The organism is Pseudomonas sp. G.S.17, from assembly GCF_038096165.1.
Lineage (GTDB): Bacteria > Pseudomonadota > Gammaproteobacteria > Pseudomonadales > Pseudomonadaceae > Aquipseudomonas.
Genome location: NZ_CP151076.1, coordinates 3160120 through 3172136, shown reverse-complemented (window position 1 = coordinate 3172136; position 12017 = coordinate 3160120). Strand labels below are relative to the sequence as shown.

Annotated in this window: 14 protein-coding genes and 1 tRNA gene; 7 read left to right on the top strand and 8 right to left on the bottom strand. The window is 56.4% G+C overall.

Translation table 11 applies throughout. The features are described 5' to 3' along the window. The 5 genes from AABC73_RS14785 (at window position 1) to AABC73_RS14765 (ending at window position 3340) form a co-directional block, all read left to right on the top strand. Entirely contained in the window at window positions 1-420 is a 420-nt protein-coding gene (locus tag AABC73_RS14785; RefSeq protein WP_341519817.1) for a hypothetical protein, read from the top strand. Next, window positions 417-1568: a hypothetical protein gene (locus AABC73_RS14780; RefSeq protein ID WP_341519816.1), complete on the top strand. Its 1152-nt coding sequence runs from the start codon at window positions 417-419 to the stop codon at window positions 1566-1568. Before AABC73_RS14785 ends, AABC73_RS14780 begins: the two co-directional genes overlap by 4 nt. Before the next feature lies 1 nt (window position 1569). Continuing rightward, window positions 1570-2163: a hypothetical protein gene (locus AABC73_RS14775; RefSeq protein ID WP_341519815.1), complete on the top strand. Its 594-nt coding sequence runs from the start codon at window positions 1570-1572 to the stop codon at window positions 2161-2163. A 248-nt stretch (window positions 2164-2411) separates the two neighbouring features. Next, entirely contained in the window at window positions 2412-2843 is a 432-nt protein-coding gene (locus AABC73_RS14770; protein WP_341519814.1) for a structural protein, read from the top strand. Then, on the top strand, window positions 2840-3340 hold the full coding sequence (locus tag AABC73_RS14765; RefSeq protein ID WP_341519813.1) for a DUF1353 domain-containing protein: 501 nt from the start codon (window positions 2840-2842) through the stop codon (window positions 3338-3340). Before AABC73_RS14770 ends, AABC73_RS14765 begins: the two co-directional genes overlap by 4 nt. Before the next feature lie 140 nt (window positions 3341-3480). Here the strand turns inward: AABC73_RS14765 and AABC73_RS14760 are convergent. After that, window positions 3481-3565: transfer RNA gene (locus AABC73_RS14760), tRNA-Leu, on the bottom strand. Window positions 3566-3842: 277 nt separating this feature from the next. Between AABC73_RS14760 and gvpU the strand changes: the two genes are divergently transcribed. Further along, window positions 3843-4313 carry a gas vesicle accessory protein GvpU gene (gvpU, locus tag AABC73_RS14755; protein ID WP_065835667.1) on the top strand — a complete coding sequence of 157 codons (471 nt, stop codon included), beginning with the start codon at window positions 3843-3845 and terminating at the stop codon, window positions 4311-4313. A gap of 62 nt (window positions 4314-4375) precedes the next feature. On the opposite strand, the gene AABC73_RS14750 is transcribed toward gvpU, so the two are convergent. From AABC73_RS14750 to AABC73_RS14725, 6 genes are all read right to left on the bottom strand, one after another. Beyond that, a complete protein-coding gene (locus AABC73_RS14750; RefSeq protein WP_341519812.1) occupies window positions 4376-4711 on the bottom strand; it encodes a hypothetical protein in 336 nt (111 codons plus the stop codon). Between the two features lie 49 nt (window positions 4712-4760). Further along, window positions 4761-5150, bottom strand: coding sequence for a helix-turn-helix transcriptional regulator (locus tag AABC73_RS14745; protein ID WP_341519811.1), 390 nt, complete (start codon window positions 5148-5150; stop codon window positions 4761-4763). Window positions 5151-5850: 700 nt separating this feature from the next. Further along, window positions 5851-6267, bottom strand: coding sequence for a hypothetical protein (locus AABC73_RS14740; protein ID WP_341519810.1), 417 nt, complete (start codon window positions 6265-6267; stop codon window positions 5851-5853). A gap of 183 nt (window positions 6268-6450) precedes the next feature. Next, window positions 6451-9117, bottom strand: a complete 2667-nt coding sequence (locus AABC73_RS14735) for an excinuclease ABC subunit UvrA (RefSeq protein WP_341519809.1) — start codon at window positions 9115-9117, stop codon at window positions 6451-6453. Window positions 9118-9187: 70 nt separating this feature from the next. Further along, window positions 9188-9370 carry a hypothetical protein gene (locus tag AABC73_RS14730; RefSeq protein WP_341519808.1) on the bottom strand — a complete coding sequence of 61 codons (183 nt, stop codon included), beginning with the start codon at window positions 9368-9370 and terminating at the stop codon, window positions 9188-9190. An 83-nt stretch (window positions 9371-9453) separates the two neighbouring features. Further along, window positions 9454-10194 carry a hypothetical protein gene (locus AABC73_RS14725; RefSeq protein ID WP_341519807.1) on the bottom strand — a complete coding sequence of 247 codons (741 nt, stop codon included), beginning with the start codon at window positions 10192-10194 and terminating at the stop codon, window positions 9454-9456. A gap of 276 nt (window positions 10195-10470) precedes the next feature. Here AABC73_RS14725 and AABC73_RS14720 point away from each other — a divergent pair, with 276 nt between their 5' ends. Then, window positions 10471-10839, top strand: a complete 369-nt coding sequence (locus tag AABC73_RS14720; protein WP_341519806.1) for a helix-turn-helix transcriptional regulator — start codon at window positions 10471-10473, stop codon at window positions 10837-10839. A 118-nt stretch (window positions 10840-10957) separates the two neighbouring features. On the opposite strand, the gene AABC73_RS14715 is transcribed toward AABC73_RS14720, so the two are convergent. Beyond that, entirely contained in the window at window positions 10958-12010 is a 1053-nt protein-coding gene (locus AABC73_RS14715; protein ID WP_341519805.1) for a DNA topoisomerase IB, read from the bottom strand. Window positions 12011-12017: the final 7 nt, after the last annotated feature.

The following is a 12017-nucleotide window of genomic DNA, read 5'->3' as shown; positions in this document are numbered from 1 at the left end:
ATGGCCAAGACATTCACTGCGCCGTTTGCTCAGACGTACAAGACTGGCACCGCCGTCGTTACTGCCGCACTGACCGGGATCGGCACTTCAACCGTCACTGGCGCTGCTCTACTCGCTACGGCGGGCGCCAATGGCGCGCTAGTTACCAAGCTGACGGCCATCCCTCGCGCAACAGTGGCGGCGTCGTCACTGGTCCTATTTCTGGTGAAGGCCAGCGCTCCGACGGTCTACAACCTGATTGATTCCGAACTGATGGCCGCCTATACGCTGGCCGCAACCACGGCCATTCCTGAAACCGCGTTCGGCAACATTGCGCCGACTACACCGCTGCGCCTCGAAGCTGGCGACATGCTCTACGTCGGCTCGCAAGTCGCCCTTGCTGCAGGGATCGTCTTCTACGCAGAGCAGGCCGACCTATGATTGGCAATCCATTGGGTAATCCGCTTGGGAATCCGCTGGGGTTGAAGATTGGCGGCGGGACTGGCTCCAGCATCGGCGACATCGTGACCCGCATGTCGCCACCATCCGGCAATTACCTTTTGGCGAATGGAGCCACCCCCGCCAAAGCGGACTATCCAAGACTGTTTGAAAAGCTAGGGCAGCAGGCCCTGAAGAACCCGGTGGCCCCATCGAATCCAGGGACATCAACAAGCACATTTATACCGGTAGCTAGCAGCCTAGCTTATGACGGGGTTTACTTCTACGGCGTAGCTAACGGCAGTAGCGGGATTTATCGTAGTATTGACGGCCAGACGTGGACGACCACGGCGGCAGGTATTTTTACGAATGGCGGGGCGGCGATTTCTAGCGCTAACGGCTCGATCTTCGGGACCGATCAAGTTTCGTCAAACCTTGTAAAAAGGTCGGTAGATAACGGGGTAACGTGGTCGAGTGTAACGCTTCCTCGGGCGGACACGTGGGGGAAAATGTTTTATTTCTCCGGCCGCTATATCCTTTTTTCTACTAGCTCTAGCGGCATACTCTATTCAAGTGACTTAGTTAATTGGACTGAGGTAGGGATTAGCGGTAGCTATACCGATATGATTATCGGGAACGGTGTCGCGGTGATCACTACTAACACGAGTAGCGGAAGTAATGGAGTTATTTACGTATCCACCAATGGTGCAACTTGGCAACAAGTACTTCTACCTAATGGCATATTTATATCTGGTGCGTTTCAAAACGGTTTAATAATTGTGTCCAGTCGCTCGACGACAGCTGTTTATACTACCGTCGATGGGGTTGCCTGGACCGCCTCTACGCCGCAACCTGGTAACGGTGCATTCGCCTTTATGGCGGCAGGTGATGGTCTATTCTTCGCAATGACCAGTGTAAATATCGTGTACACGTCTATAGATGGGGACGTTTGGGAGCCGACTGCGTTTGGCGGTACGGCGTTCAACTGGAATAGGATCATCTACGGCAACAAGCGGCTTTTAGCGAGGGAAGGTACCAACGGGGGGTACTCGATGACTTGGGATAGATACAATTTCGACAGCAATACGTTATTTGCACTCCCGACAATCAAGTTGCAAGGTGGACTGCGCGCTTACGTGAGGGCTAAGTAAAATGATCAAAGTAGAAAACAACACCGCCACTCGCGAGCCGATCCCATCCTTTCTGGATCAGTCCGGCACTTCCGAAGCGCTCGCCTCTCTCCTCGACCTCTCATGGACAGACCCGCAGTTCGGATTGCAGGAGGCTGCATGGTGGCCGGAAGAAAACGCCGACGTAACGCTTGGCACCAACAAGAAATGGGGCGCTGAAGTCCTAACGCTTGATGCAGATCGCAAGGTCGTAGTGGTCACGCGCAAGCAGGTAGCCATGACAGCGGCAGAGAAGGCGGCGCGGGATGCTGATCTGGCAGCTCAGATCGCAGCTGCTCAAGCTGCAACCATGGCCGAGTTCGAGCAGGCCGTACAAGCCAAGCTGAACTCCGCTGCTATCGCCGCCAAATACGACAGCGTCGAAAACGCTGTGAGTTATGCCGAAGAACCGGCTGTGCCCAAGTTCCAGAATGACGGAATCGCCTTCCGCGCCTGGCGCTCGCTGGTCTGGGCCTACGCCTATGAGCAGCTTGCCTTGGTGCTGGCCGGCGGGCGTGAGCAGCCGACAGTCGAAGCCTTCCTGCTTGAGTTGCCGGTGCTGGAATTGCCCGCGTAACCCATCGACTACAAATTTCAGCTATCCCACTCAGATAGCCTTGAACCTTTATTGACCCTTGCACTCCTATGAATGAGTCCGAGAGCTCTCCCGGCAATTTGAACGTCGCTGTTTCATGCCGGGGTTATTCATAAGCTGTTTGGTGTCGAACCGCCGAATGGTTGAGAAAGGTCCAGCCGTATATCTCACTCCAAAGCCGCCTTGAGCGGTTTTTTTGTGCCCGCGATTCGGCGGGCCAAGGACTTTCTATGCCTACGATTTCTCGCGGCATCCGCTCCAATAACCCCGGAAACATCGACTACAACAAGGCCAACGACTGGCTTGGTCAACTCCCTTTCGATCCGCTCATTGAATCCCGATTCGCCCGGTTCGATAAGCCAGAGAACGGCATCCGCGCACTGGGTAAGCTGTTGCGCAACTACCGGGCCAAGTACGGCCTAGATACCGTGAAAGGCCTGATCAGCCGCTGGGCACCCTCAAACGAGAACGACACAGCTGCATACGTGGCCGCTGTAGAAAGCCGCATCGTCAAGGCAACCTGCAAGCCTGCTGGCAAGCTGGACCTGAACAGCCCGGTCATTCTAGGCTGCCTGGTGCGCGCGATCATCCAGCACGAGAACGGCAGCATTCCCTATCCGGACGCGGTGATTGATGAAGGCGTGCAGCGGGCTCTGGCATGAGCAAATCCGGGTCGCTCGGGAAATTGCCCTATGTCGGCAACGGTCCTGGCCAGTTCTCCATCATTCCGCCGCTCCTCCCTTACAAAGTCGGTGAGTGGGCGCTGTTGGACGATCCGATTTATACCGACAAGGCAGGCAAGCAGCATCCATGCCCTCGCTATTTCATAACTGACCTTGCATCAATCCCATGGCTCGCCGAGCCGATCTTCAATTCGGTTGATTCCCGGCTCCCAGGCGTGATGCACGATCTTTTTTACTGTACCAATGCGCTACCCCGCGCCGAGTGCGATGCTCTGCTCAGGGAAATGCTGATTGTCACCGGTTGCGACGTCGTGCGTGCGAACCTGATCTATGCAGCCGTCCGGGTCGGTGGTGCGAGCCGGTACAAGGCCTGCACTGGCGGACCTAAGTATGAGGACTTCGCTTGGGAATACATGACGCCTTACGAGGTGATTCTGTATGAGTCCGCTTACAAGCTGGGCGCAAATCACATGTGATGCTTTGATGTTGGGGGTGTTCGTCGGCAGGACGCCGGGGAGGGGGTGAAACCTTGAATTGCGGAGCATTGGTAGAAATTGCGGAGCAATAAACAACAAAGGCCCACGCACCCAAAGCACGTAAGCCCTTGTTCTGTAAGTGGTGCCCCGAGCCGGGGTCGAACCGGCACGTCCTAGAACGAGGGATTTTAAGTCCCTTGCGTCTACCAATTTCGCCATCGGGGCGGTCTTGCAGAAGAGCAGGGAGGATATACATCCAGCTTCCTTGAAGCAAGCTTGCAAACCCTTTATGTGAAACAGAATCTTGCCTGGCCACAAAAATAAAAAGCTTCAGAATCATGGCTCTACGCAGCTTCTCCATGAAAGGTGCGCCGACGCAAGCGTGATCTGCGTCTGATAATGCACATTCACTTCCTCCTGTCGGCACGGACATTGCGCTGTTTTGTTTTGGGGCTTGGTGCTGTATAGCTTGAGTTCCATATTGTGTAGCACGGAGGCAACAATGACAGACGCACGCCAGAATCAGCAGTCGGACACGTCAGCCAGCGGTGAAATTGAGGACGCGCTTTCGCATTTGAAGTGGCAGGGCAAGCAGATTGATTGGCTGCTGCAGTGGCTGGTCAAATTTGTCGCAAACACCAAGGTCGAGATGGGCATCACGTTAACCGTCGGTGGCAATCTCGTCTCAGGTCAGCTGATTTCCCACGATGCGTACTTTGAGCAATTGGCAGCCGACATTTCTGCGCCCTTCGCTCAGTTCAACAACGGTACCGAAGCCTCCATGAAGGAAATGATTTTGTCGTTTCGCCCGGGCGAATCCTCGGACGATACTCCAGAGTTCCACTTCATTCATTTGAAGGACTGCAAGACTTACTCAAACGAGCAGAACCCTATCTGCGCAGAGGGTGTTCTCTGGCGAGGGAAAATTGCCTCGGTTACAGGATTCACTATTGGGCTCATCGCCCGGAAATAAGCGCTTGCCCTCCAAGGCCCCGATTCAAGCGGGGCCTGTCATCCCGCCTGACATGAACGTCCTCATTGACCGGCGAGTAGCTTCAATACCGTCAGGTTGCGTCGAATAGGCTGCTGTTCGGCAGGGCGCACGATTGATATGACTTTCCCATGCCCCGCATCATATCCAAGACTCTCGCTCTCGATAGCTTCCAACAATGTTTTGGCCAGAATGGTTGCTCCGTAAGGCCCTCGATAATCCGCTGGGCGGATACCCGAAACGCCGTAGACGGCATGTGTGTAAGCGTGCGTTAACACTAACGAGATCACGTTTATATCAGTTTCTTTACACGACACTTTGTAGTCGCGAAGTCGGGTTTCGAGAACATTGCCTATTTGATGGTTGGACAGCAGCTTCATAACGACTCCTCTTCCTTAGAGTACGAAAGGCATTGCCTGTGCTTAAGTGTTATCCATTGAACATTCTTGCTGTGTCGATCCCGTCATGGAAAGCAACTTTACGCGCTTCAGGGCTGTCATTCACAAAGTCATTTAGCCGGAATAAAAGATGGTCCATGAGCTGTTTGTCGACGCCGTCTATATTCCGGTAGGACGCGATGAATGTTCGTTCGTGGCCGACGAGTTGCGACAGTCCGACCGAGCGTTTTCCGGTAAGAATGAACAGCAAGTCGATTCCGGTGCCGGCTATCGCGGCCAGGTAATCCCCACGAGGCAACCGACGCCCACTTTCATACTTGACCTGCGCGTTAGGTTTGACACCGCCTATCGCCGCAAATGAGTACTGAGGCATGCCTATCCTGATCCGCTCGTTGCGCAGCCTGACATGCAAACTGTTCATACCGTGAGTAATTGAATGCGCGAAGCGAGGCTTGTTTTTTTAACGGAGCAGTGCTCGGTTTTCCGCTGGTGGGCTGCAGGCCGTGATCCAGAACTCAGAAGGTTCAAAGTTTGACATGTTTCAATTTCGGACAATAGGAAGTTCGCCAGCCGGGTCACGGCAAGCGTGTTGAAATAATTCATTCTAGCGACCCCTGAAATAGCATATGTCTCCTGACTGTTAACGTGAGTTAACACTAACTCCAATGTTCCATTCTTGAGAAACTTGCACTGGACTTTGTAATCGTGCAAACGAGCCCGAAGCGCCTTTGCCAAATAACCTGATGCTAATGAAATCATGCCATAAGTCCGAGCCATTTGTTGATAACTTAGCAAGACAGGTTTTTTGAGTAAATAGTGTTGCAGGCAAATACTCTACGAGCCGTCGGCAATTAACGTAACAAAGCTCTCTGGCGTGGGCGCTGAGGAGAATTAGGGGTGTTATAAAATATTACTGCAACGCAGAGTGAGCGCAGAAACGAACTTTCCGTTCGGATGGGCTAGCCGCGTTAACGTGTGCATTTGGATGCATCAAGGCTGCCGACAACAGTCTCGATTGCAGACATGCCGTGGTCAGCCTGTTGGAGTGTTGGAGCGGGTTGACCTCGATCTGGTTGTATCACTGGTGCCGCTCCGGAGGACCGGAGCGGACAAGCTACAGATCAGTTGCGACGATGATTACGCTTGTTCTTGTGCTTGCGGGAATGGCTTTTGTCGTTGCTGCTGCTGCCGAGGTTGTTACCCACTGCACCGCCTGCTGCGCCACCCAGGCCAGCGCCAATGGTGGAGCCGGTGCTGCCGCCCAATTGGTTGCCGATCAACGAGCCGCCGGCAGAGCCGATGCCGCCACCGATGGCTGCCTCAGTTCGACTGCCCTTGCGTGCGCCTACAGCACTGCCCGCAGCGCCGCCGACGCCAGCGCCTACCGCCGCGCCGGTGCTGCCACCCATTTGTTGCCCGATGACATTACCCAAAGCGCCGCCCAGGCCGCCGCCAATTGCGGCAGTACCGTCGCCAGCCGCCATCGCGCCTTGGGTGATCAGAAAACTCAGTGCCAATGTTGGAAAGATATAACGCATGCCGTGAACCTCAGAAATACTCACTGCGTGTAGTGGCGTCCTGATGGCTACCACTGTACAGGCCGCCACTTTACCACCAACTGATTGCAAGGCATGTTCGATCGGATGGAATACCTTAAATGCTGGCATTGCCGCTTAACTGAACCGCCACCCGTCTGCAACGGCGGGCGGCAAATCCACTCGTTAGCGGCCCAGTAAAGGCTTGAGAAATGGCGCGGTCCGACTCGTCTTGACCTTGGCCACGGTCGCTGGAGTGCCGCTGGCTACGATGCGGCCACCTTCGTCGCCCGCTCCCGGGCCGATATCGATAACCCAATCACTCTGCGCGACCACACGCATCTCGTGTTCGACCACGATGACGGTATTGCCGGCATCCACCAGCGTGTTGAGTTGTATCAGCAGCCGATCAACGTCGGTCGGGTGAAGACCTGTGGTGGGTTCGTCCAGCACGTATAACGTCGCGCCGCGTTGGGTGCGCTGCAACTCGGTTGCCAGTTTGATGCGCTGCGCTTCGCCACCGGACAATTCAGTTGCCGGCTGACCCAAGCGCAAATAGCCCAGGCCAATATCGCGCAGCACTTCCAGGGCGCGAAGCACTGGCGGCTCACCCGCGAACTGAATCACAGCCTGGTCGACAGTCAGTTGCAGGACCTGCGCAATGTTCAGCCCTTGCCAGGTTACCGTCAGGGTCTGCGGGTTATAGCGGGCGCCATGACACGTCGGGCAGGGCGCGTAGACGCTGGGCATGAACAGCAATTCAACGCTGACAAAGCCTTCCCCTTCACAGATGGGACAGCGACCCTTGGCGACGTTGAAGGAAAACTGACCGGCATCGTACCCTTCGCTGCGCGCCTGGGGAGTGGCAGCAAAGATCTTCCGGACCTGATCAAACAAACCGGTATAGGTCGCGAGGTTGGAACGTGGCGTACGCCCGATAGGTTTCTGATCGACCTGAACCAGACGACGAATGCCTTCAAGCCCTTCGATGACTCTGCCATCGCTGGTTTGCGGTGCGTCATCTTCAAGGCTGGGTGTTTCCTGGGTGTGATCCTGAGCCGGACGCCCCAGATGCGCGCCTACCAGTTCCAGCAGCGCGTGACTGACCAGGCTGGATTTGCCAGAGCCAGAAATCCCCGTCACTGCGGTAAAGCAGCCCAGCGGAAATTCGGCGCTGAGGTCGTTCAGGTTATTTCGCGTAACACCTTCCAGGCGTAACCAGCCCGAAGGCTCGCGTCGGGTATGGGCCTGGGGCTGGTGCTCGGCAAACAGATGCAGCCGAGTCTGCGAAGCTTCGACCTCGGCAAGCCCCGCAGGAGGACCGCTGTAGAGAATGCGTCCACCTTGCTCACCCGCAGCCGGGCCGACATCAATGAGCCAGTCGGCCCTGCGCATGGTTTCCAGATCATGCTCCACGACAAATAACGAGTTGCCCGCGGCCTTCAGACGTTGCAGAGCGCTGAACAACGCTTCGCCATCAGCCGGATGCAAACCTGCGGACGGCTCATCGAGCACGTAGATCACGCCAAACAGTTGCGAGCCCAGCTGGGTGGCCAGACGCAGGCGCTGCAATTCCCCGGATGACAGTGTCGGGGTGCTGCGATCCAGTGATAGATAACCAAGGCCCAGTTCGGTCAGGGTGCTGACTCTGGCCAGCAGATCCTCGGCAATACGTTGCGCCGCCAACCGTTTTTCGATGGAAAGGCTGGGCGTCAGTCTTACGTCCGGGGCCGCCGAATGGTCAGATTTGCCTTGGGCCGCGCGTTGTTTACGGGTCCGCCTGGACTCCTCCGGAGTAACGACTTCACCCTCGACGAGGTTCTGGGCCAGGAATTTCTCGTCAGCCACCGGCTTCAACACCTGGGCCAGTTGCAATAACGGCATCCGCGACAGCTCGCCGATATCCAGGCCGGCAAAGGTGACCGACAGCGCCGCGCGGGTGAGGCGTTTACCGTCACACAGCGAGCACGGGCTGCCGATCATGAATTGCGCCACACGCTTCTTCATCAGCGCGCTTTGCGAATGGCTGAACGTGTGCAGCACATAGCGCCGGGCGCCGGTAAACGTCCCTTGATAGCTCGGCTCGAGTTTGCGTTTGAGCGCGACGCGGGTCTCTTCCGGCGTCAGGCCTGCGTAGACCGGAACCGTTGGCTGCTCGTCGGTAAACAGGATCCAGTCGCGTTGCTTTTTAGGTAGATCGCGCCAAGGAGTGTCCACGTCGTAACCCATGGTGACGAGAATGTCGCGCAGGTTCTGGCCCTGCCATGCAGTTGGCCAGGAGGCGATGGCGCGCTGGCGAATGGTCAGCGAGTCGTCTGGCACCATCGTTTGCTCTGTCACTTCGTAAACCCGACCCAGCCCGTGGCATTGCGGGCAAGCGCCCTGCGGGGTATTGGGTGAAAAATCCTCGGCGTAGAGCATCGGCTGGCCGGGTGGATAACTGCCGGCACGGGAGTAGAGCATGCGGATCAGGCTGGAAAGCGTGGTCACGCTGCCCACTGAAGACCGGGCGCTGGGCGAACCCCGTTGTTGCTGCAATGCCACGGCAGGCGGCAGCCCTTCGATGGAGTCCACATCCGGCACGCCGACCTGATCAATCAAACGCCTGGCATACGGCGCCACCGATTCGAAGTAACGACGCTGCGCCTCGGCATACAAGGTTGAGAAGGCCAGCGACGATTTGCCGGACCCCGATACGCCGGTGAAGACCACCAGTGCGTCACGGGGTATGTCGACGTCGACGTTCTTCAGATTGTGCTCACGCGCACCCCGCACCCGGACGAAGCCTGTGTGATTCGCTATCGGCAGAGGAGACAGGGCGTGGTTGTCTGGCGTATTGCGCTGTGAAGTCATCGTCCAGCCTTGTACAAATGAATAAACGGGGCGAAACCCGGAGCGTCAGTGTATGTGGGAGAGCGCCCGCTCAGCGAGGGCTGGTCGAATCGGGCACCTTAGGAGTGTGCCCCTGATCATCGTGATCGCCGCCGGTCTGCTCTTCCTCTTGGCGGGTTTCTTCGGTGCGTTGTTGATGGTCGGCGATGTCGGCCGGGCTTGCATCGGGGTCGTTGATGTTGTCGTTGCGAACGGTGCGTTTGTCATGTGCCATGGGAAACGTCTCCTTGAGTTGATATGACTACGATCCGGCGACGGGCCGGATCGTTCAGTCCATATCTGCGACCTCAGGGCACACTAAGACTTGGTCGGCTTGTCCAGCCTGCGAAAGCTCACCACCCATACCCATGGATTTTCGTTCCATGAATCATTGCCATGCAGCCGTTGCCAGTACAGGGCGAAGGCAATCACCGCGGTGATACTCATGCCGGTGCTGGGATGGGGCAGGTGATTGACGAAATACATGTGGACACCGTCATGCATCGGCGAAAACCCCTCCGCTCGCGCCTGTTCATCGGTAATGTCACGCAAGCGCTCGATGCGTATCTCGGTGACTTCCAGGTCAACCCGTGAAGCGCGTCGGGGCATGAACAGACTCGGCCGCAGCCACCATGTCGGGGCAGGATCGTCGCGGGAGGTCTTGACGTAGCGCGCCGGTTCGCTAAAGCCGTAGTCAAGCCCGGATCCGACGGTCATATCGATAAAGCGCCAGTCGTTACGGCCGCTTTTTTTATTGGGATGCATCTCCCAGCGCCCGAAAGCGTAAAAAGCTTCCTTGAGCCACAGCGTGGTGCCCGGTTGACCATAGGGACAAAGCCCGGCGGGGCCTTCCGCGAAATGACTTTGCAGATCAAGTTGAGGCGGGCCATCGCTTGATTCCTGTTGTATACCGCCTGCGTAGTGCGCCCCAGGGCCGGCCTGATCCTTCGCAACCAGACGACGCAGAGGGAATTTAATGATGCGACGAGTTACGCTTTTTTTGCCCGACAGAATCGCATTGACCATGGGGGCACTAAAGATAATAGGGCGTTCAGTCACAAGTTTTCCTTGGAACGATAAACTACGTTTATCAAGATTTAATTTTCAATAGCCCTTTATTTATGACTGCAACTAATAGCCCGCAGGCCATCAGAGAAATGTGAAGGGTTTGCGCTGGAACAGTTGACACTACTGTTGTAGCGTAGGAAACGGCCTATTGCCAGGTGCGAACGGTCCTACGGTAATGTTTGGTATCTGGAAAGCCCAACAGACCGTTTTAATCCGCCGATTTTTTTGAGAAACTTGCGGCTCGTGATGGCGGGAGTATCCAGATCCATGAGTGAAATAGGCACAAGACTGAGAGAAGAGCGCAAGCGCCTGGGCCTGTCCCAGCGCGAAATGGGCCAGCTGGGCGGGGTCGCCGCGAATGCTCAAGGCAAGTACGAAAGTGGTGAGCGCGTGCCCAAGGCTGACTATCTGGCAGCGTTGGCGAGCATCGGAGTAGACGTTTTGTATGTATTGACCAGTCGCCGCGCTACGGGACTTGGTGTAGACAACCTGTTCAGTCGGTTCGAAAATCCCGCTGTGCAATCCGATGTTCTACTGACTGAGGTCCAGCACGCGGTCAAGAATTTCCTTGCCACGATCGAGGAGCTGTCCAATACCTATGACGTCAACGGCAAGCAAAGCAACGCCGGCGCCTGAAGTGTGGCGAGAACGCGTCGGGCAATGATGAAAAACCAACTAACCAACTAACCAACTAATCAACTGGCCAGTGAGCGGATGCCAGCCACTCACCGGCAGCGGTACCCAGGCTCCGCGCTCAGTCATCCTGCACAACCAACTCTGCGGCCTTATCCATAAGGTTTTGCAGGAAACTTGCCAGCGCGACCTCTTCGGCGCGCAACCCCTTGCGCTGGCGGCTGCGCGGCAGTTTGGCAAGCTCTCCCTGTAGAAACCCTTCCATGACTGCCGGGTGGATGTAGCACTTGCGGCAAATGGCAGGCGTGTTGCCCAGCTGTCGGGAAACCGCCTTCACCATGTCGACAATATGTTTCTTCGCATCACCCTCTGGCTCCCAATCAAGCTTGCGCAGCGTCGCCAGGGCCAATGCGCTGCCGGCCCAGGTGCGATAGTCCTTGGCGGTGAAATCCGCGCCGGTCAGGCTTTGCAGATACGCATTGATGTCCGAAGAACTGACGGTATGGCGTTCGCCGTCATCGTCCAGATATTGAAACAGGTTCTGCCCCGGCAATTCCATGCAGCGCTTTATAACCCTGGCCAGCCGTCGGTCCGTCACACTGATTTTATGCTCAACGCCACTTTTACCGCGAAACTCGAAGAGGATCGAATTGCCACGTACGGCAACGTGTTTGTTGCGCAGGGTGGTCAATCCATACGAACGGTTGTCCCGGGCATATTGACTGTTGCCGATACGGATCAGGGTTGCATCGAGCAATGAAATAACCGTCGCCATCACCTTGTCCCGGCCAATACCCGGCTGCGCGAGTTGCGCCTCGATTTTCTTGCGCACCTTGGGCAAGGCCAGTCCGAACTCGACCATGCGTGAATACTTGTTCTGATCACGAACTTCCCGCCAGCGCGGGTGATAGCGATATTGTTTGCGCCCCCGTGCGTCGCGCCCGGTCGCCTGCAGATGACCTTGCGGGTCGGCGCAGATCCACACATCGGTGTAGGCGGGCGGTATCACCAGCGCATTGATGCGTTTGATTTCGGCTTCATCCTTGATGCGTTGGCCTTGCGCATCGAAATAGACGAATTTGCCCCGCAGGATCTTCCGACTCAGGCCAACCTGGGTATCTTCGACGTAGTGCAGGTCAGAGGGAAGTTGTGCGATGACGGTGGTGTCGGGCATGGCAATC

Bases quoted from the DNA above. Each gene is read 5' to 3' on its own strand.
- AABC73_RS14785 (WP_341519817.1), top strand. From the start codon at position 1: ATGGCCAAGACATTCACTGCGCCGTTTGCTCAGACGTACAAGACTGGC.
- AABC73_RS14780 (WP_341519816.1), top strand. From the start codon at position 417: ATGATTGGCAATCCATTGGGTAATCCGCTTGGGAATCCGCTGGGGTTG.
- AABC73_RS14775 (WP_341519815.1), top strand. From the start codon at position 1,570: ATGATCAAAGTAGAAAACAACACCGCCACTCGCGAGCCGATCCCATCC.
- AABC73_RS14770 (WP_341519814.1), top strand. From the start codon at position 2,412: ATGCCTACGATTTCTCGCGGCATCCGCTCCAATAACCCCGGAAACATC.
- AABC73_RS14765 (WP_341519813.1), top strand. From the start codon at position 2,840: ATGAGCAAATCCGGGTCGCTCGGGAAATTGCCCTATGTCGGCAACGGT.
- gvpU (WP_065835667.1), top strand. From the start codon at position 3,843: ATGACAGACGCACGCCAGAATCAGCAGTCGGACACGTCAGCCAGCGGT.
- AABC73_RS14750 (WP_341519812.1), bottom strand. From the start codon at position 4,711: ATGAAGCTGCTGTCCAACCATCAAATAGGCAATGTTCTCGAAACCCGA.
- AABC73_RS14745 (WP_341519811.1), bottom strand. From the start codon at position 5,150: ATGAACAGTTTGCATGTCAGGCTGCGCAACGAGCGGATCAGGATAGGC.
- AABC73_RS14740 (WP_341519810.1), bottom strand. From the start codon at position 6,267: ATGCGTTATATCTTTCCAACATTGGCACTGAGTTTTCTGATCACCCAA.
- AABC73_RS14735 (WP_341519809.1), bottom strand. From the start codon at position 9,117: ATGACTTCACAGCGCAATACGCCAGACAACCACGCCCTGTCTCCTCTG.
- AABC73_RS14730 (WP_341519808.1), bottom strand. From the start codon at position 9,370: ATGGCACATGACAAACGCACCGTTCGCAACGACAACATCAACGACCCC.
- AABC73_RS14720 (WP_341519806.1), top strand. From the start codon at position 10,471: ATGAGTGAAATAGGCACAAGACTGAGAGAAGAGCGCAAGCGCCTGGGC.
- AABC73_RS14715 (WP_341519805.1), bottom strand. From the start codon at position 12,010: ATGCCCGACACCACCGTCATCGCACAACTTCCCTCTGACCTGCACTAC.